This window comes from Bacillus sp. FSL K6-3154 (assembly GCF_040869395.1).
GTDB classification, from domain to species: Bacteria; Bacillota; Bacilli; order Bacillales; family Bacillaceae; genus Bacillus; species Bacillus safensis.
Map to the genome: position 1 here is coordinate 1,764,580 of NZ_CP152033.1, position 18,765 is coordinate 1,783,344.

The following is an 18,765-nucleotide window of genomic DNA, read 5'->3' on the forward strand; positions in this document are numbered from 1 at the left end:
TACCATACCATGTCTAATCGTTATGCTGATGCGAATTTAAAGATATTCTCTTTGAATTCAAACCCTGAACTTGCCAAAGAAATTGCCGATCGTATCGGAGTTGATGTAGGAAAGAGCTCTGTTAAACGTTTTAGTGACGGTGAAGTCCAAATCAATATTGAAGAAAGTATCCGCGGCTGTGATTGTTATGTCATTCAATCAACAAGTGCGCCAGTCAATGAGCATATTATGGAACTGCTCATTATGGTGGATGCGCTAAAACGCGCTTCTGCGAAAACTGTCAATATTGTGATCCCTTATTACGGATATGCACGTCAAGATCGTAAGGCAAAACCTCGTGAGCCAATCACTGCGAAGCTTTTTGCAAACTTACTTGAAACAGCAGGTGCTACACGTGTGATTGCACTTGATCTTCATGCGCCGCAAATCCAAGGTTTCTTCGATATTCCAATCGATAACTTAATGGCTGTGCCAATCTTAACAAACTATTTCGAACAGAAGAACTTGAATGATATCGTTGTTGTGTCTCCTGACCACGGTGGTGTGACACGTGCGCGTAAAATGGCAGACCGCCTGAAAGCGCCGATCGCAATTATCGACAAACGCCGTCCAAAGCCAAACGTTGCTGAAGTCATGAACATTATTGGTAACATTGAAGGCAAAACGGCGATTCTGATCGATGATATCATTGATACAGCTGGTACTATTACACTTGCAGCAAATGCGCTAGTCGAAAATGGAGCAGCTGAAGTATATGCTTGCTGTACGCACCCAGTATTGTCTGGACCAGCAGTAGAACGTATCACAAACTCTAAAATTAAAGAATTGGTTGTGACAAACAGTATTCAATTAACTGATGACAAGAAAGTTGGAAAATTCATTCCGCTTTCGGTTGGGCCTTTGCTTGCAGAAGCCATCATCCGTGTACATGAAGAAGAATCTGTGAGCTACCTTTTCAGCTAATTTTCTGATTAAAAAAGGCCCTAGGCATCAAGCTTGGGGTCTTTTTGCTATCATCATTCACGGCAAATAGGTTTAAAATGATTCGGTTATGGGTAATTATGAGAGTAGTGACAAAAAAGAAATAGGATGGTGCTGAATATGGCAACTTTAAAAGCAAATAAAAGAACTGATTTCAAACGTTCCACACTGCAAAAAATCCGTCATTCAGGACACGTTCCTGGTGTCATATACGGAAAAAATACAGACAGCCTGGCTGTTTCATTAGACAGCATCGATTTATTAAAGACCTTACGTGATGAAGGGAAGAACACAATTATCACCTTAGATGTGGGTGGTGAAACGAAATCTGTAATGGTGACAGAATTACAAACAGATCCGCTGAAAAACGAGCTTGTCCATGCTGATTTCCAAGTCGTTGACTTACAGCGTGAAATTGAGGCAGATGTACCCATACAGCTGATTGGCGAATCTAAAGGGGTAAAAGATGGCGGTGTGCTTCAGCAGCCACTATTTGAACTATCTGTTACAGCGAAACCAAAAGATATCCCGCAGAATATTGAAGCTGATATTACAAACTTAGAAGTCAATGATGTCTTAACAGTTGCTGATCTGCCTGTTCAGTCATCTTATCAAATCAATAACGATCCAGAAGAAGTCGTTGCCTCCATTCTGCCGCCTCAGCAATCAGAGGTTCCTGAGCCAGATAGCGAAGAAGAGCCGCAAGAGCCTGAGGCCATTAAAGAAAAGGATGACGATGGAGAATAACTGGTCATTTAAAGACGTAACCCTCCCGCGGTTGCGTCTTTTGTGCTAGAATGAAAAGAATTCATACGTTTTTACATGAGGCAATCTGATTGGCTCATTTTTTAGGCGTGTGCTGTGTGACAAAGGAGGTTATTGGTTTCATGATTGCATTCGTTGGATTAGGCAATCCAGGAAAAGAATATGAAAAAACAAGACATAATGTCGGGTTTATGACAATAGATGAATTATCAAAAAAATGGGACATTCCTTTAAATCAATCAAAATTCCATGGACAATTTGGAACTGGGTTTGTTTCGGGGCAAAAGGTTCTACTTGTAAAGCCGCTTACATATATGAACTTATCAGGAGAATGTGTGCGTCCGCTGATGGACTATTACGATATTCCCCTCGAACATTTGAAAGTGATCTATGATGATCTTGATTTGCCAACTGGCCGGATTCGCTTACGTACAAAAGGAAGTGCAGGCGGGCACAATGGAATCAAATCATTGATTCAGCATTTAGGTTCACCTGAATTTGACCGATTCCGTATCGGCATTGGACGTCCTCAAAACGGCATGAAGGTCGTTGATTACGTACTAGGACGTTTCTCAGAAGAAGAACAGCCTGACATCGCATCAGCCATTCAATCGTCTGTCGAGGCTTGTGAAGCGGCTTTAAAAAAGCCGTTTTTAGAAGTGATGAATGATTTTAACAAGAAGGTATAAGAATGATAAGCGAAGCACATACTGATCATAAAATCTCAGCATGGGAGGATCACGTATGGCTTTGCATTATTACTGCCGCCACTGTGGTGTAAAGGTTGGCAGTCTAGATGAATCCGCTGTCCAAAGTGAAGCACTTGGATTTCATCACTTAACAAATGAGGAAAGAAACGATATGATTTCTTATAGGGAAAATGGTGATTTACATGTACAAACCATTTGTGAGGATTGCCAAGAGGCGCTCGAAAGAAATCCTGATTACCATCAGTATCATACTTTTATTCAATAAAAAAGCTTTGGTGTAGATATTAGACCAAAGCGTTTTTCTGTTTTAAACAAACAGGGAGGAGGAGCCAAATGAAAAACATACAATCATTTATCAAACAAAGTGATGATTTTCAGTCCATTTTTAATGGACTAAAGGAAGGGTTAAAAGAACAGCTGCTTGCCGGACTATCAGGCTCCGTCAGATCTTTATTTACAGCCGCGATATCAGACGAACTGAAGCGGCCAATGTTTATTGTGACTCACAATTTATATCAGGCGCAGAAGGTTACAGATGATCTAGCAAGTGTGATGCCCGATCGCTCGGTCCTTCTTTATCCTGTCAATGAACTCATCGCTTCAGAAATTGCAGTGGCCAGTCCTGAGCTGAGAGCACAGCGTTTGGATGTCTTGAATCGACTTGCGAATGGAGAAGACCCCATTATCGTCACTCCCGCTGCTGCGGTTCGCAGGATGCTTCCGCCAGTTGAGCTCTGGAAGGAGAGTCAGATCCATTTAAAGATCGGTGAAGAAATTGATTTGGAGGCGTTTTCAAAACAGCTCGTACAAATTGGTTATGACCGGACCTCGATGGTTGCAGCGCCCGGAGATTTTAGTGTGCGCGGAGGAATTATCGACATCTATGCGTTAACGGAAGATCATCCAATCCGTATTGAACTGTTTGATACAGAAGTAGACTCGATTCGAACGTTTCATTCGGATACACAGCGTTCATTAGAAACCCTTCAAGAAATCAAAATAGGTCCTGCAAAAGAGTTAATTGTGAGAGGTCCGGAACGAGTGAGAGCCATTGAACAGCTTGATCAAGGGCTGGCGAAGAGCTTAAAGAAATTCAACTCAGATCAGCAAAAAGAACTGCTTCATCAAAATATATCTGCTGATCGCGAGAAGCTGTTAGAAGGCATCGTGACACAGGAAATGACGAAGTACCTGTCCTATTTCTATGAAAAGCCTGCTAGTTTGCTAGATTACACATCGCAGGATACGATTATTATTTTAGATGAAATCAGCAGAATTCAGGAGATGGAAGAACAGCTTGAACAGGAAGAAGCCGATTGGACAATTAGTCTGCTTGAAGAAGGCAATATTCTTCATGATTTATCTCTATCTTTCCCGTTCCAAGAACTGATCAATCAGCAATCGAGATCCATTCTGTACTACTCTTTGTTCCTGAGACATGTCCAGCAGACAAATCCGCAAAATATCGTCAATGTATCTAGTAAGCAAATGCAGAATTTCCACGGACAGATGAATGTGCTGGCGAGTGAAATTGAACGCTATAAAAAACAGCAATACACGGTTGTCTTCTTAGGTGCTGATGAAGAGCGGACAGAAAAGCTGTCGTCTGTTCTGCATGATTATGACATTGAAGCCGCTCTTGCTAAACCGGACGCTGAGCTTGTGAGCGGACAGGTGTATATTTTACAAGGTGAGCTGCAAACAGGCTTTGAACTGCCGTTATCAAAAATTGCTGTAATCACAGAAGGTGAACTCTTCAAGAAACGTGTGAAAAAACAGGCGCGTAAGCAAAAGCTGACCAATGCAGAGCGGATCAAGAGCTATTCAGAGCTTCAAGTCGGCGATTATGTGGTGCACATTAACCACGGGATCGGTAAATATTTAGGAATTGAAACGCTTGAAATCGGCGGCATTCATAAAGATTATTTAAATATTCATTATCAAGGAAGCGACAAGCTTTATGTACCGGTTGAACAAATTGATCAGGTGCAGAAATATGTAGGATCAGAAGGTAAAGAACCAAAGCTGTACAAACTAGGCGGCAGCGATTGGAAACGCGTGAAGAAAAAAGTTGAAACATCTGTACAGGACATCGCAGATGATCTGATTAAACTGTACGCAGAACGCGAGGCAAGCAAAGGATATGCCTTCTCGCCTGATCATGAGATGCAGCGCCAGTTTGAATCTGCGTTCCCTTATCAGGAAACAGATGATCAAATCCGTTCGATTCACGAAATTAAACAGGATATGGAGCGGGAACGTCCAATGGACCGTCTGCTTTGTGGAGATGTGGGTTACGGAAAAACGGAGGTGGCTATTCGTGCGGCCTTTAAAGCGATTGCTGACGGGAAGCAGGTAGCCTTGCTTGTTCCGACAACCATCTTAGCACAGCAGCATTTTGACACAATCATGGACCGATTCCAAGACTACCCTGTCAAAATTGCGCAGCTGAGCCGTTTCCGTACAAGAAAAGAAACAACTGAAACGTTAAAAGGGCTGAAAAACGGAACGATCGATATGGTTATCGGCACACACCGCCTTCTTTCAAAAGACATCGTCTACAAGGATTTAGGACTGTTGATCATTGATGAGGAACAGCGTTTTGGTGTGACGCATAAAGAGAAAATTAAGCAGATGAAAGCCAATATCGACGTACTGACATTAACGGCTACGCCAATTCCGCGTACGCTTCATATGTCCATGCTTGGCGTACGGGATTTATCAGTGATTGAAACACCGCCTGAAAACCGTTTCCCTGTTCAAACCTATGTGGTTGAGTATAATGGCGCTCTAGTCAGAGAAGCGATAGAGCGAGAATTAGCACGCGGCGGTCAAGTGTACTTCCTTTACAACCGTGTTGAGGATATTGAACGAAAAGCAGACGAAATCTCCATGCTAGTCCCAGACGCAAAAGTCAGTTATGCGCACGGGAAAATGAGTGAGAACGAGCTGGAATCAGTGATGATTAATTTTCTTGAAGGTGAATCAGATGTATTGGTCAGTACCACCATCATTGAAACGGGAGTCGATATTCCAAATGTGAACACGCTCATCGTCCACGATGCCGATAAAATGGGGCTCTCTCAGCTGTACCAGCTAAGAGGACGAGTCGGGCGTTCGAACCGTGTCGCTTATGCTTATTTCACGTATCGAAAAGATAAAGTTCTTTCTGAAGTTGCGGAGAAAAGACTTCAAGCCATTAAAGAATTCACAGAGCTCGGATCTGGGTTTAAAATTGCGATGCGTGATTTAACAATTCGAGGAGCAGGGAACTTACTTGGTGCTCAGCAGCATGGCTTCATTGATTCGGTTGGATTCGACCTCTATTCTCAAATGCTGAAAGAAGCCATTGAGGAAAGAAGAGGCGATACAACGGCTCAAGATAAGTTCGAGCCAGAAATTGATCTGCAAATTGATGCTTACATCCCAGACACTTATATTTCGGATGGCAAGCAAAAGATTGAAATGTATAAACAGTTCAGAGCAATTGGATCGATTGAAGAGAGAAAAGAGCTTCAGGATGAAATGATCGACCGATTTGGTGAATATCCGCAAGAAGTGGCTGACTTGTTTACGATTGCGACAATGAAGGTGTACGCTGTCCAAGAACGTGTCGAGCTGATCAAGATGGAGAAAGGCATTGTCAGAATGACTCTTGATGAGAAAGCAAGCAGTGAAATCGACGGTCAAAAATTATTTGAGCTCGGCAGTAAATATGGACGTGAAATCGGGTTAGGAATGGAAGGCAGCAAGCTGATTATTTCTGTCCAAACGAAAGGCAAGAAGACTGAAGAATGGCTTGAGGTTGTCCTTAACATGCTTCGAGGCCTTCAAGATGTGAAAAAAGAAACCATTCCATCTTCATAAAATTTTGTTTGTCTCTCGTGTATATTACGTTTGATGTGACGGATACTAAACTCAGGGTCAAGTGGTGAATGTTGCATAAAGTGGACGCTTTTGTTCCATTCACCCAACACATCATCAAACGAAAGAGAGGCAGCAGTGAATGAAAGCAACTGGAATTGTACGCCGCATCGATGATTTAGGTAGAGTGGTTATTCCGAAGGAGATTCGCAGAACATTGCGCATCCGGGAAGGAGATCCGCTTGAGATTTTCGTCGACCGCGATGGAGAAGTGATTTTGAAGAAGTATTCGCCGATTAGTGAGCTAGGAGACTTTGCGAAGGAATATGCTGATGCATTATTCGACAGTCTGGGTCATTCCATCCTGATCTGTGATCGAGATACGTATATTGCTGTATCTGGCAGTTCGAAAAAAGAGTACTTGAACAAATCCATCAGTGATTTACTTGAACGAACAATGGATCAGCGTAATTCTGTGTTAGAAGAAAATAAAAAAGAAATTCAACTTGTCGATGGTATTGATGATGACGTATCTGCTTATACCATTGCACCTATTGTTGCGAACGGAGATCCAATTGGCGCCGTCGTCTTATTTTCTAAAGAGCGTTCAATGGGAGAAGTGGAGCATAAAGCGGCAGAAACGGCAGCTGGCTTCTTAGCCCGTCAAATGGAACATTAGGTCTAATAACTCTATATCATCTTGATAAAATGAAAGAATGCCGATGAAATCATTTGATTTTGTCGGTTTTTTATATGGGATGAAACAAAACGAGACATGTGCCGTCTACTCCTTAGAAAGAAACGTCTTTTCATTCACGTATGTTATAATGAGTGCGTTTAACTGTAGATTTATTTTAAAGGAGTCATCCATGAAAAATGCTGTGAATCAGCCGCATTGGCTTTTCCAGGGTGCGGTGATTTTGACCATCGCAGGCTTGTTATCAAAGATATTAAGTGCCGTTTACCGTGTCCCGTTTCAAAACATCGTAGGGGACACAGGGTTTTATATTTATCAGCAGGTATATCCTTTCCTTGGCATTGCCATCATGCTTGGTACAACAGGTTTTCCTGTCATGGTGTCCAAGCTTTTGAGTGAGCATGGGGAAGAGAATCGACGGATCATTACAAGGGTATCCTTGGTCTATATCACTTTACTGAGCCTAGCCTTATTTCTTTGTCTTTACATAGGAGCAGGCACAATTGCGAGTCTTATGGCAGACAGTCAATTAATTCTGCTCATCCAGATGAGTGCTTTTGTGTTTCTATTTCTGCCGCTCACTGTGATGCTGAGGGGAGTTTTTCAGAGTGACGGTCTGATGCTTCCAACAGCTGTTTCTCAGTTGGTTGAGCAGCTCATCAGGGTAGGTGTCCTGCTTGTTTTATCCTTCTATTTCGTGAGGCACGGCTATTCGCTTTATGAAACAGGGGCGGGTGCGGTGTTCTCTTCTATCGCAGGAAGTGCGGCCTCGCTCATTTTGCTTCTTTTCCTTTGGCTGACCTATCGAAAGCAGTCTGTTGCAAGTATGTCAGGCAAACAGGCGACACTTCGAAAAAAAGATGTTATGAAGAGTTTGGTGCTGTATACATTGACGATTTGTGTCAGCGGTTTGCTCATTTTATGGATGCAAATGATTGATGCTTTTCATCTGTATGCACTGCTGCGCAGCGAGGGTCTCAGTGAAGCGGCGGCAAAGGCGGCGAAAGGTGTATATGACCGAGGCCAGCCTTTCTTACAGCTCGGAACGGTGTTTGCCATCAGCATCGGAACCTCTCTTGTGCCATTTTTATCTGCAGCCATGAGGAATGGAGAGCATGAAACAATACGGCAAAAAGTTCGCTCATCGGTTAAGACCACGTCGGTATTAGGGATAGGGTCAGCGGTTGGACTGATTTGTATTTTAGCACCAGTCAATACAATGCTTTTTCGTAATGACTTAGGCACCGATGCCTTGCAAATATTCTGTATATCGATCGTCTTTACGTCGATTGCCATTACGCAGGCGGCTTTACTGCAAGGGCTCGGGCATACTGTATATCCTGCTGTTGTGGTGGTTCTCAGCGTGCTGGTGAAATGGATTCTAACAATTGAGTTTGTACCGTTATTTGGCATCCATGGTGCCGCATGGTCAACTGTATGTGGTTTTCTCACAGTAGCCGTGCTCAATGCCGTTTATTTGAAGCATAAAGGATGGATTTCGTTGAGAGAGCTGTTCCCGGTGAAAATTCTTTTATCAGCCGCCTTCATGGCTGTGGTCTTAATAGGATATCAGGCTCTGTTTTCATGGGTCATCCCCTTTGAAAAACGCCCGTTTTCCGTTTTAGAGAGCCTGACATCAGTTTTTATTGGTGGTTTCGCCTTTTTATATAGTATTCTTAAGCTAGAAGTATTTACGGACGAGGAATGGAGACTCATTCCATTAGGAGAAAAGATTTTATATTTTAAACAGATGAGAGGGAATCAAAATGGCAGGTAAGATTACCGTCGTCGGTCTCGGGGCAGGCGACATGGATCAGCTGACGCTCGGTGTATATAAGCAGCTGAAGCAGGCGAAAGAAGTATTTATGAGAACGCAGGATCATCCGCTTATCGCAGAGTTAATGCAGGAGGTCCCATCTCTCACCTTTTTTGATGAAATTTATGAAAAGCATGATCAGTTTGATCAGGTGTATCAGGAAATTACCGAAATATTATTTGCAGAGGCAGCAGAAAAAGACATTGTGTACGCTGTACCTGGTCATCCATTTGTGGCAGAAAAGACCGTACAGCTGCTCGTCGCCGGGCAGAAAGAGCGCGGGGTTGAGGTGTCTGTCGCTGGTGGACAAAGCTTTCTAGATGCGACATTCAACTCCTTGCAGATTGATCCCATCGAGGGATTACAATTCGTTGATGCAGGGGATATGAGAGCGGATGATCTGAAATTAACCCAGCACGTCCTGATTTGTCAGGTATATGATCAGATGACAGCTTCGAATGTGAAACTCACGCTGATGGAAAAGCTCCCCGACGATTATGAAGTTTATATTGTGACTGCGGCTGGAAGCAGTCAGGAACAGATTACTGCCGTTCCTTTATTTGAACTTGATCGAGATGTGTCGATAAATAACTTAACGAGTGTTTATGTTCCTCCAATTCAAGATGAACAGCTGCTTTATCAACAATTTGACACCTTCCGTGACGTCATACGTACATTAAGAGGTCCGGGCGGCTGTCCATGGGATCAAAAACAAACCAATGAATCACTGAAACCATATTTAATTGAAGAATGCTATGAACTGCTTGAAGCGATAGATGAAGATGACCCAGATCATATGGTGGAAGAGCTTGGCGATGTGCTGCTGCAGGTGTTACTTCACGCTCAAATTGGCGAAGATGACGGTTATTTCTCAATCGATGACGTCATTCAGCATGTCACAGAAAAAATGATTCGACGCCACCCCCATGTGTTTGGTGACACGAATGTTTCTGAGGCAGCAGATGTGGTGGCCAACTGGGAAAAAATCAAACAGCAGGAGAAGCCAGAGCGTACCGGTTCTATTTTGCAATCGATTCCGGCGACACTTCCGGCACTAACAAAGGCGTATAAGCTCCAAAAGAAAGCTGCCAAAGTGGGCTTTGATTGGACAGATGTTCAAGATATTTGGAACAAATACGAAGAAGAAAAGCAGGAATTTCTCGTTGAAGTGGCAGAGAAGACGGACGAAGGTGCAACGAAGCAGATGAAAGATGAATTTGGAGATCTTTTGTTTGTTCTCGTCAATATTGGCAGGTTCTATCACCTAGAGCCTGAAACGGCACTCGCTTCTGCCAACACAAAATTCATACGGCGCTTTCAGCATATCGAACAAAAAGCAAAGGACATGGGCCGTTCGTTAGATGACTTAACGCTAGAGGAAATGGACGATCTATGGAACGATGCGAAAGGCATAGAAAGAGGTGAACACACATGAGATTAGATAAATTTTTAAAAGTGTCCCGTTTAATTAAAAGAAGAACATTGGCAAAAGAAGTAGCTGATCAAGGCAGGATATCTATTAACGGAACACAGGCGAAAGCAAGCTCTGACGTGAAAGAAGGAGATGAGCTGCAAATCCGCTTTGGTCAAAAACTAGTGACTGTTCAAGTCAACGAGTTAAAGGACACGACGAAAAAAGAAGAAGCGGCTGGCATGTATACTGTGCTAAAAGAAGAAAAAACAGCAGAATAGGGCTTGTTCTAAATGACCCTCTTATCACATACAATGCAGTAACATGCAAGTATGAGATATGGGGGATGTATAGATGAATCAATATTATAATCAACCTCAAGGCACGAAGCTGTCATCAGACGCGGAGCACAATGTCACAATGCGAAACAGAAAGCATTTAGATATTACTGGTGTCAAACAAGTGGAAAGCTTTGATAGTGAGGAATTTCTGCTGGAGACGGTCATGGGGATTCTCGCCATCCGCGGAGAAAATCTGCAAATGAAAAACCTAGACGTCGAAAAGGGCGTTGTGTCGATCAAAGGGCGTGTTTTTGATTTAATATATGTGGATGAGCAGCACGGGGAGAAAGCTAAAGGATTTTTTAGCAAGCTGTTTAAATGACGCTGACAGTCCAGTTTTATACGATGCTTTCCATGGCGGCGATGGGCATCTGGCTGGGCGCATCGCTTGATACGTACAAGCTGTTTGTGAACTGGGAAAAAACAGCAAAATGGCTTTTGGTTATCCACGATCTCCTTTTTTGGATGGTACAGGGTCTCTTATTCTTTTACGTCCTGCTGCTGACAAATGAGGGAGAATTCAGGCTTTATATTTTTCTAGCTGTTGCTCTAGGTTTCTCGATGTATCAGGCATTGATGAAACATTTGTATCTCAAGATTCTCAAGTTTATCATGATGTGTGTATATCAGACTGTTCTCTTCCTAAAAAGGCTGGTCATGTCGGTTGTCTTCCAGCCGATCCGCTGGATGATCACATTGATTATAAGTGCTATTCTGTTCTTGCTCCACTCGCTCTTACGTCTTGTTCGTTTTACGTTTCGGCTCGTGTGGAAGGTGCTGTCGATTGTTTGTTATCCGCTCATCTGGTTACTCAATGTGACCATTATTCATCGGATTCCCGAAAAATGGCGAACATCAATGAGATTGTTTTTCTCAAAAGGAGCAGGAATTTTACAAGGGGCCAAGAAATTATCTGGTACCATCAAAACGAAATGGAAACAATTCTGGACAAAGTAAGAGAGGAGGCCTTCAATTTTGAACAAGAGAAAAAGAAATATCGCACAAATTCAAAATGATTACCAAAAACAAATGGAACAGCAAGCGCAGCGCTTAAAACGCAAACGTCGCGGACTCCTTAGAAGGCTTACCGTGTTTGGTGTAATCGTGCTCATGTTTGCTGTCTTGGTGACAAGTGCCCTCTGGTCGCAATCGTCTTCACTAAAGGAAAAAGAAGAGAAGAAGGTTGCGCTCGAAAAAGAGTTGAAGCAATTACAAACAAAGCAGGAAGATATTTCTGATGAAATTAAGAAGCTGAAAAGCAAGGAATACGTACTCGAACTGGCACGACGGGACTATTATATGTCCAAAAAAGGCGAAAAAATCTTTGATGTGGGCAATAAGAGCGATTAGCCTTGTTGACACTTAAAATTCAGTTTATGTATAATTGAACAAATGAGATTTTTTTATAAGTCTAAGGAGGAGCACTTTTTTTATGTCGATTGAAGTTGGCAGCAAGTTACAAGGGAAAGTTACGGGCATTACAAATTTTGGAGCTTTTGTGGAGTTGCCAGGCGGTTCAACTGGTCTCGTTCATATCAGTGAGGTAGCCGATAACTATGTAAAAGATATTAATGAGCATTTAAAAGTCGGTGAACAAGTTGAAGTGAAAGTGATTAACGTTGAAAAAGACGGTAAAATCGGCTTGTCCATTAAAAAAGCAAAAGATCGTCCTCAACAACAATCAAGACCAAGCAGAAATGATTTCCGTCCGAAGGAATCGTTTGAACAAAAAATGAACAAATTCTTAAAAGATAGCGAAGATCGCTTAACATCTTTAAAACGTAACACGGAATCAAAACGTGGGGGGCGCGGAGCAAGAAGAGGTTAACTTGTTGCTGCTTTCTATATATTTTCACAACAAAGCATCTGCTGTTCAGCAGGTGCTTTTTTTCATGATCCATCCGACATTTTTTGAGATTTCGTCATTTAATTTAAAACTTTCTATTGACGGACAAGCGAATCCTTTGTATTATAGTTCTTGTGCTTCTTAGCGCATTTTCATTATGGCGGTGTAGCTCAGCTGGCTAGAGCGTACGGTTCATACCCGTGAGGTCGGGGGTTCGATCCCCTCCGCCGCTATCCTTTTAACTAGAACATAAAGCAAGGCCCGTTGGTCAAGCGGTTAAGACACCGCCCTTTCACGGCGGTAACACGGGTTCGAATCCCGTACGGGTCATATTCGAAACAGCTTTCTATAGGAAAGCTGTTTTTTTGTGCCTTCGTAAAATTCTGATGAAAGACATCGACTTTCATGAAAGTATGCCTCTTTGACGAATAAAGCGTCGAACGTTTTATGGAAACGACAACTTCTTTTGACAAAATTTCTTTTTCACCTTCGCTATAATGACAAGCAACGAATATCAGGTGGGGGATGAGAAGATGGAAAAACTAGAAAGAAGAACTGATTTAACAGGAGCGGGGTTTGAAAGAATCAGTGCGGGATTAAAAAAGATGAAAAACCTGTTTCTTCATCACACGCATTCTCTTTTTTTCTATAAAGGGTTTATTTATGTTGTTCTAGGCTTTTTATTAGGACGAGCCTTTATATTATCTGAAATTATGCCGTTTGCTCTGCCTTTCTTTGGCTCCATGCTGCTTATTAAAAGAGATAAGGCGATGCTTGCTTGTCTAGCATTACTCGCTGGGGCGATGACAATATCACCTCAAAATGCATTGTTTGTGTTTGCGTCGCTGCTCATGTTTCTCCTTATGTCAAAGGTGGTTTCTTTCATCATCAAAGACCCAGTGAAAACATTACCGGTTGTCATTGTTCTCTCAATGCTGATCACCCGAGGAGCGTTTGTTTACCTAGAGCAAGGTGCTGTGCAAAGTTATGATTACGTCATGGCGGGTGTCGAAGCAGGACTTGCCTTCATTTTGACTCTGATTTTTCTTCAAAGCCTGCCGATTTTTACAGTCAGGAAAATTAAACACTCTTTAAAGGTCGAAGAAATTATTTGTTTTATGATTTTAATTGCCTCAGTTTTAACTGGTCTTGCTGGGATCACATTTCAAGGAATGCAGGCAGAGCATATTTTGTCACGTTATGTAGTGCTGACATTTGCCTTTATTGGCGGAGCCAGTATTGGTTGTACGGTCGGTGTTGTGACAGGATTAATTCTCGGTCTTGCTAACATCGGAAACCTTTATCAGATGAGTCTTCTTGCCTTTTCAGGCTTATTAGGCGGATTGCTGAAAGAAGGGAAGAAAGCAGGGGCAGCCATCGGCTTAATTGTGGGTTCCTTACTCATTTCACTGTACGGGGAAGGGTCAGCAGGTCTCATGACCACACTGTATGAATCACTTATAGCGGTTGCGCTCTTTTTGCTCACGCCGCAATCAGTTACTTCCAAGGTAGCGAAATACATTCCTGGTACGGTAGAGCATGTACAAGAGCAGCAGCAATATGCTCGGAAGGTACGAGACGTGACAGCAAAAAAGGTAGATCAATTCTCTCATGTATTTCATGCGCTGTCTGAGAGTTTTGCGACATTTTACGAATCCATTCCTGAAGAGAAGAAGCAGGAAGAGGATGTAGATCTTTTTTTAAGTACGATCACAGAACGATCCTGTCAAACGTGCTATAAGAAAAATAAATGCTGGGTGCAGAACTTTGATACAACCTATGAACTAATGAAACAAGTTATGCATGAATCTGATGAAAAAACGTATGAGCATAACCGAAAATTGAAAAAGAAATTTAGTCAGCACTGCTCAAAATCAAAACATGTTGAGGAATTGATCGAAGAGGAGATCGCTTACTATAAAGCTAACCAGACACTGAAGAAAAAAGTCCAAGACAGCAGGCGTCTTGTGGCTGAACAGCTGATGGGGGTCTCACAAGTGATGGAGGATTTTTCCCGGGAAATAAAACGAGAAAGAGAGCAGCATTTTATTCAGGAAGAGCAGATGATAGAAGCACTACAGCACTTTGGCATTGAAATTCAGCAAGTAGAAATCTATAGCTTGGAGCAGGGAAATGTGGATATTGAAATGAGAATCCCATATTGCCAAGGGCATGGGGAATGTGAAAAAATCATTGCGCCAATGCTTTCAGATATTTTAGAAGAACAGATTTTAGTCAAAGCAGAACAGTGTGCAGAGCATCCAACAGGCTATTGCCACGTTGTATTTGGCTCTGCTAAATCATACCGAGTAGCTACAGGCGTGACACATGCAGCAAAAGGCGGAGGACTGGTATCTGGAGACAGCTACAGCATGATGGAGCTTGGAGCAGGCAAGTATGCCGCAGCTATTAGTGATGGAATGGGCAACGGAGCACGTGCTCATTTTGAAAGCAATGAAACGATTAAGCTGTTAGAAAAAATATTAGCATCAGGTATCAATGAAAAAGTGGCGATTAAAACCATTAATAGTATTTTATCTTTACGAACGACGGACGAGATCTATTCAACATTGGATTTATCGATCATTGATTTACAGGATGCAAGCTGTAAGTTCCTCAAGATTGGTTCAACACCCAGCTTTATTAAACGGGGTGATCAGGTGATGAAGGTACAAGCAAGCAACTTGCCGATTGGCATTATTGATGAATTTGAAGTCGAGGTTGTGAGCGAACAGATGAAGGCAGGAGACCTATTGATTATGATGAGTGACGGTATTTTTGAGGGGCCGAAGCATATTGAAAATCATGATCTATGGGTGAAACGGAAAATGAAAAGCTTTAAAACAGAAGATCCCCAAGAAATTGCTGATTTATTAATGGAAGAGGTTATTCGAACAAGAGCAGGACAAATTGACGACGATATGACAGTTGTTGTCATCAGGCTCGACCACAACACACCAAAATGGGCTTCCATTCCGACCGGCACATTCTATCTTGAGAAACAAGAGATTTCTTAAAATATCGTATAATATGAATTTCTTCTGGCGATGATGGGGATATAAGCATTCAGTTACAATCCCAGGAGGAATGAAGATGCGAAAAGGTCACGTCAACCAAATCTTATTGATTACAGATGGCTGCTCAAATCACGGGGAAGATCCGCTTGCGATTGCCTCATTGGCAAAGGAACAAGGGATTACAGTCAATGTCATTGGCATTATGGAAGAAAACAGACACGATCATGAAGCGATGAAGGAAGTAGAGGGGATTGCTCTCGCAGGGGGAGGCATCCATCAAGTTGTCTACGTCCAGCAGTTATCTCAAACAGTACAAATGGTCACGAAAAAAGCAATGACACAAACCCTGCAAGGTGTTGTGAATAAAGAATTGCAGCAAATACTCGGCAAAGACACTGAAATTGAAGAGCTTCCACCTGATAAGCGCGGGGAAGTAATGGAGGTTGTCGATGAGTTAGGAGAAACGGTTCATCTTCAAGTACTTGTGCTTGTTGATACAAGTGCAAGTATGAAACCGAAGCTGCCAACCGTCAAAGAGGCACTTATCGACCTTTCCATCAGTTTAAATTCAAGAATTGGAGAAAATCAGTTTGGGATGTGTGTATTTCCCGGGAAAAACTCAGATGCTGAAATTGTGTTGAATTGGACGCCTCGATTCGATTCATTATCATCTATTTTCCCAAAACTGACCACTGGAGGCATCACCCCAACGGGACCAGCGCTTCGGGAAGCACTTCAGCATTTCAAATCAGTTCGTTCACGCAAAGGGCTGCTTGAAGCAAAGGAAGAGCATGATGATGAATTCGGCTTCTAACATCCCGTTAGGCACGGTGATTCAAGGGAAATGGCACCACCATCATTACCGTATTGTAAAAGAGCTTGGAAAAGGGGCGAACGGTGTTGTCTATCTGGCCGAATCGCCACATGGGCAAGCGGCCCTTAAAGTGAGTGATGACAGTATGCTCATTGCATCTGAAGTCAATGTATTAAAATCCTTTTCAAAGGCTCCTGTGAAAACCATGGGGCCTTCTTTTTATGATATGGATGATGCGATTTATCCAGGTATGCCTCAAAAACGCTCCTTTTATGTGATGGAATATGTCAGAGGCCCATTACTGCTTGAATTTGTGAAACAAAAGGGTGATGAGTGGATCGTTGTTTTGATGATTCAGCTTTTATCCAGTCTGGCTCATTTACATCAGGAAGGATGGATTTTTGGTGACTTAAAGCCGGATAATCTCATTGTTTCTGGTCCCCCGGCAACGATTCGGTGCATTGATGTGGGAGGAACGACGAAAGCAGGCAGGGCAATTAAGGAGTATACCGAGTTTTTTGATCGAGGTTATTGGGGATTCGGTACACGAAAAGCTGAACCAACCTATGATTTATTTGCCCTAACCATGGTGATGGTCAACTGTGCGTATAAGAAAGAATTCAAAAAAGGAGCAGAACCAGAAAAGCAGCTTTATCGAGCCATTGAAGGACATCCTTTATTAAAGCGATATGAAAGGGTGTTAAAGGCTGCTCTACAAGGTAAATATCAATCAGCAGCAGACATGAAAAGTGCGATGCTGAAAGAAGGACAGCTGATTGCATCAAGAAAATCGCGCCAAAAGAAGCAGCAGCAAAAACCTGCGCCAAAACCCGCTGTTAATCAAAATCAACAAGTGACCTCACGATCGCGGGCTGCAGCAGCAAAAAGAACGTCAATACGTAAAAAATCAGGCGGGCTTTTTGAAACCATTCTTATCGTATGCAGTGTACTCGCCCTTTACTGTGCATATGTGGTTTTGTTCCTGTTGTAGAGCTGTAAAAAAGCAGGCTTCTTCTTTGCTTGGAGCTACTGAAAGTGATAGGATATGTATATCTTTAAATTACCTGCTCTTTGTGAGGAGGAAGTTGTGAATAGAATTGAATCTTTTTTGAAAAAACATGATGTTTACCTTGAAAATACGACAGTCATTGTCGGGGTTTCCGGCGGACCGGATTCTATGCTCTTACTGCATGAACTTAACAAGCGCCGCAAAGGTTCCTATCAGCTGATTGCAGCCCATGTAGATCACATGTTCAGAGGAGAAGAGTCCTTTGCTGATTTGGCATTTGTTGAGGCTTACTGTAAGGAGCACGAGATCCCTTTTGAATCGTCCCGCATACAGGTCACCCAATATGCAAAAGAAAACCGCTTAAACAAACAGGCAGCTGCAAGGGAGTGCAGATATGCTTTCTTTCGTCAATTGATGGAGCAATACAACGCTCAATTTATAGCGCTTGCACATCATGGAGACGACCAAGTAGAAACAATGTTGATGAGACTTGCGAGAGGGACTGTTGGTATAGGACTCGCGGGTATCCAAGCAAAACGTCCTTTTCAAAATGGGTGGCTGATTCGACCGCTCATTGGATACTCTAAGGACGACGTACTAAAAGCTTGTGAAAAAGAACATGTCCCCTATGTCATTGATCAAAGCAATCATACGGATGACTACTTGAGAAACCGGGTAAGAAGACACATTCTTCCCGTGTTAAAAGAAGAGGCACCTCATGTACATGAAAGCTTTCAGTTTGTAAGTGACATGCTGACTGAGGATGAGCAATACTTGCAGGCTTTAACAAAGGAACAAATGAACCAAGTGATAACGAGTCAATCGCCTAAGCAAATTGAGATCAAAACGAAGCCTTTGCTTGACCTGCCTTTGCCTTTACAAAGAAGAGGCATTCAACTAATATTAAACTATCTTTATGAAAACACTCAATCAGCGTTTTCAAACCAGCATATTCTAGGGACTTTAGACTGGTTATCTCATACCGATCAACCGTCTGGATCATTAGATTTGCCAAAAGGTTTACAAGCTGTCAAGTCTTATGATCACTGTATGTTTACCTTTGAACGATCGCATGTATTAGACCAGTCTTATGCTCTTCACTTAAAGGTTGAGCTCGGAGAAGAGCTTTTTCTCCCAAATGGACAGTCTATCGCCGTATCAAATCATGTTCCGAAGGATGCACGGAACGGAAACCATTTTTTCTTGCTTCAAAAAGATCATGTTCGTCTCCCTTTGATCATTCGCTCACGAAAAAATGGTGATCGAATCAAACTTAAAGGGATGAATGGATCAAAAAAGGTGAAGGATATATTTATTGATAAAAAAGTGCCTCTTGCAGAAAGAGACAGCTGGCCGATCGTCACTGACTCGGATCATCAAATCATCTGGATCCCAGGTCTGAAAAAATCCGTTTTTGAAGAAATTGATATGACAAACAGCGATCTCATTGTATTACAATATAGACAGCACGAAAATTTGTAGGGGGCAAGCAAA

General features: G+C 42.4%; 17 protein-coding genes and 2 tRNA genes. All 19 read left to right on the forward strand.

The features are described 5' to 3' along the window. The first annotated feature begins 9 nt into the window (after window positions 1-9). The 19 genes from MHH61_RS09180 (at window position 10) to tilS (ending at window position 18,753) form a co-directional block, all read left to right on the forward strand. Window positions 10-963, forward strand: a complete 954-nt coding sequence (locus MHH61_RS09180) for a ribose-phosphate diphosphokinase (RefSeq protein WP_024425641.1) — start codon at window positions 10-12, stop codon at window positions 961-963. Window positions 964-1,101: 138 nt separating this feature from the next. Continuing rightward, complete coding sequence (locus tag MHH61_RS09185) at window positions 1,102-1,728, forward strand: 50S ribosomal protein L25/general stress protein Ctc (RefSeq protein WP_024425642.1); 627 nt, start codon at window positions 1,102-1,104, stop codon at window positions 1,726-1,728. Window positions 1,729-1,868: 140 nt separating this feature from the next. Beyond that, window positions 1,869-2,435, forward strand: a complete 567-nt coding sequence (gene pth, locus MHH61_RS09190) for an aminoacyl-tRNA hydrolase (protein WP_024425643.1) — start codon at window positions 1,869-1,871, stop codon at window positions 2,433-2,435. A gap of 55 nt (window positions 2,436-2,490) precedes the next feature. Further along, window positions 2,491-2,721, forward strand: a complete 231-nt coding sequence (locus MHH61_RS09195; RefSeq protein ID WP_003217967.1) for an anti-sigma-F factor Fin family protein — start codon at window positions 2,491-2,493, stop codon at window positions 2,719-2,721. Between the two features lie 68 nt (window positions 2,722-2,789). Beyond that, on the forward strand, window positions 2,790-6,323 hold the full coding sequence (gene mfd, locus MHH61_RS09200; RefSeq protein ID WP_125587543.1) for a transcription-repair coupling factor: 3,534 nt from the start codon (window positions 2,790-2,792) through the stop codon (window positions 6,321-6,323). A 139-nt stretch (window positions 6,324-6,462) separates the two neighbouring features. Further along, a complete protein-coding gene (spoVT, locus tag MHH61_RS09205; protein WP_024427194.1) occupies window positions 6,463-6,999 on the forward strand; it encodes a stage V sporulation protein T in 537 nt (178 codons plus the stop codon). A 190-nt stretch (window positions 7,000-7,189) separates the two neighbouring features. Further along, entirely contained in the window at window positions 7,190-8,794 is a 1,605-nt protein-coding gene (locus MHH61_RS09210) for a polysaccharide biosynthesis protein (protein WP_125587544.1), read from the forward strand. Then, window positions 8,784-10,268 (forward strand): nucleoside triphosphate pyrophosphohydrolase, encoded by a 1,485-nt coding sequence (mazG, locus tag MHH61_RS09215; protein WP_125587545.1) that lies wholly within the window; start codon window positions 8,784-8,786, stop codon window positions 10,266-10,268. Before MHH61_RS09210 ends, mazG begins: the two co-directional genes overlap by 11 nt. Next, window positions 10,265-10,525, forward strand: coding sequence for an RNA-binding S4 domain-containing protein (locus MHH61_RS09220; RefSeq protein WP_008341839.1), 261 nt, complete (start codon window positions 10,265-10,267; stop codon window positions 10,523-10,525). The genes mazG and MHH61_RS09220 overlap by 4 nt, the downstream gene beginning before the upstream one ends. A 73-nt stretch (window positions 10,526-10,598) precedes the next feature. Continuing rightward, complete coding sequence (yabP, locus tag MHH61_RS09225) at window positions 10,599-10,907, forward strand: sporulation protein YabP (protein ID WP_024425646.1); 309 nt, start codon at window positions 10,599-10,601, stop codon at window positions 10,905-10,907. Further along, window positions 10,904-11,542 (forward strand): spore cortex biosynthesis protein YabQ, encoded by a 639-nt coding sequence (yabQ, locus tag MHH61_RS09230; RefSeq protein WP_125587546.1) that lies wholly within the window; start codon window positions 10,904-10,906, stop codon window positions 11,540-11,542. Before yabP ends, yabQ begins: the two co-directional genes overlap by 4 nt. An 18-nt stretch (window positions 11,543-11,560) precedes the next feature. Continuing rightward, window positions 11,561-11,935 carry a septum formation initiator family protein gene (locus tag MHH61_RS09235; RefSeq protein ID WP_003217952.1) on the forward strand — a complete coding sequence of 125 codons (375 nt, stop codon included), beginning with the start codon at window positions 11,561-11,563 and terminating at the stop codon, window positions 11,933-11,935. 82 nt (window positions 11,936-12,017) lie between these two features. Beyond that, a complete protein-coding gene (locus MHH61_RS09240) occupies window positions 12,018-12,413 on the forward strand; it encodes a S1 domain-containing RNA-binding protein (protein WP_008357409.1) in 396 nt (131 codons plus the stop codon). Window positions 12,414-12,590: 177 nt separating this feature from the next. Then, a tRNA-Met gene (locus tag MHH61_RS09245) sits at window positions 12,591-12,664 on the forward strand. Window positions 12,665-12,689: 25 nt separating this feature from the next. Further along, a tRNA-Glu gene (locus MHH61_RS09250) sits at window positions 12,690-12,761 on the forward strand. 203 nt (window positions 12,762-12,964) lie between these two features. After that, the gene (spoIIE, locus tag MHH61_RS09255; protein WP_368004471.1) at window positions 12,965-15,448 is read left to right on the forward strand and encodes a stage II sporulation protein E; all 2,484 of its coding nucleotides are present in this window, start codon (window positions 12,965-12,967) and stop codon (window positions 15,446-15,448) included. Between the two features lie 76 nt (window positions 15,449-15,524). Further along, window positions 15,525-16,262 (forward strand): VWA domain-containing protein, encoded by a 738-nt coding sequence (locus MHH61_RS09260; protein ID WP_034325063.1) that lies wholly within the window; start codon window positions 15,525-15,527, stop codon window positions 16,260-16,262. Further along, on the forward strand, window positions 16,246-17,253 hold the full coding sequence (locus MHH61_RS09265) for a protein kinase family protein (RefSeq protein WP_125587547.1): 1,008 nt from the start codon (window positions 16,246-16,248) through the stop codon (window positions 17,251-17,253). The genes MHH61_RS09260 and MHH61_RS09265 overlap by 17 nt, the downstream gene beginning before the upstream one ends. A 96-nt stretch (window positions 17,254-17,349) precedes the next feature. Continuing rightward, complete coding sequence (gene tilS / locus MHH61_RS09270) at window positions 17,350-18,753, forward strand: tRNA lysidine(34) synthetase TilS (protein ID WP_041105731.1); 1,404 nt, start codon at window positions 17,350-17,352, stop codon at window positions 18,751-18,753. Window positions 18,754-18,765: the final 12 nt, after the last annotated feature.

Bases quoted from the DNA above. Each gene is read 5' to 3' on its own strand.
- yabQ (WP_125587546.1), top strand. From the start codon at position 10,904: ATGACGCTGACAGTCCAGTTTTATACGATGCTTTCCATGGCGGCGATG.
- MHH61_RS09185 (WP_024425642.1), top strand. From the start codon at position 1,102: ATGGCAACTTTAAAAGCAAATAAAAGAACTGATTTCAAACGTTCCACA.
- MHH61_RS09240 (WP_008357409.1), top strand. From the start codon at position 12,018: ATGTCGATTGAAGTTGGCAGCAAGTTACAAGGGAAAGTTACGGGCATT.
- spoVT (WP_024427194.1), top strand. From the start codon at position 6,463: ATGAAAGCAACTGGAATTGTACGCCGCATCGATGATTTAGGTAGAGTG.
- MHH61_RS09265 (WP_125587547.1), top strand. From the start codon at position 16,246: ATGAATTCGGCTTCTAACATCCCGTTAGGCACGGTGATTCAAGGGAAA.
- mazG (WP_125587545.1), top strand. From the start codon at position 8,784: ATGGCAGGTAAGATTACCGTCGTCGGTCTCGGGGCAGGCGACATGGAT.
- mfd (WP_125587543.1), top strand. From the start codon at position 2,790: ATGAAAAACATACAATCATTTATCAAACAAAGTGATGATTTTCAGTCC.
- MHH61_RS09220 (WP_008341839.1), top strand. From the start codon at position 10,265: ATGAGATTAGATAAATTTTTAAAAGTGTCCCGTTTAATTAAAAGAAGA.
- MHH61_RS09180 (WP_024425641.1), top strand. From the start codon at position 10: ATGTCTAATCGTTATGCTGATGCGAATTTAAAGATATTCTCTTTGAAT.
- MHH61_RS09210 (WP_125587544.1), top strand. From the start codon at position 7,190: ATGAAAAATGCTGTGAATCAGCCGCATTGGCTTTTCCAGGGTGCGGTG.
- spoIIE (WP_368004471.1), top strand. From the start codon at position 12,965: ATGGAAAAACTAGAAAGAAGAACTGATTTAACAGGAGCGGGGTTTGAA.
- yabP (WP_024425646.1), top strand. From the start codon at position 10,599: ATGAATCAATATTATAATCAACCTCAAGGCACGAAGCTGTCATCAGAC.
- MHH61_RS09195 (WP_003217967.1), top strand. From the start codon at position 2,491: ATGGCTTTGCATTATTACTGCCGCCACTGTGGTGTAAAGGTTGGCAGT.
- pth (WP_024425643.1), top strand. From the start codon at position 1,869: ATGATTGCATTCGTTGGATTAGGCAATCCAGGAAAAGAATATGAAAAA.
- MHH61_RS09260 (WP_034325063.1), top strand. From the start codon at position 15,525: ATGCGAAAAGGTCACGTCAACCAAATCTTATTGATTACAGATGGCTGC.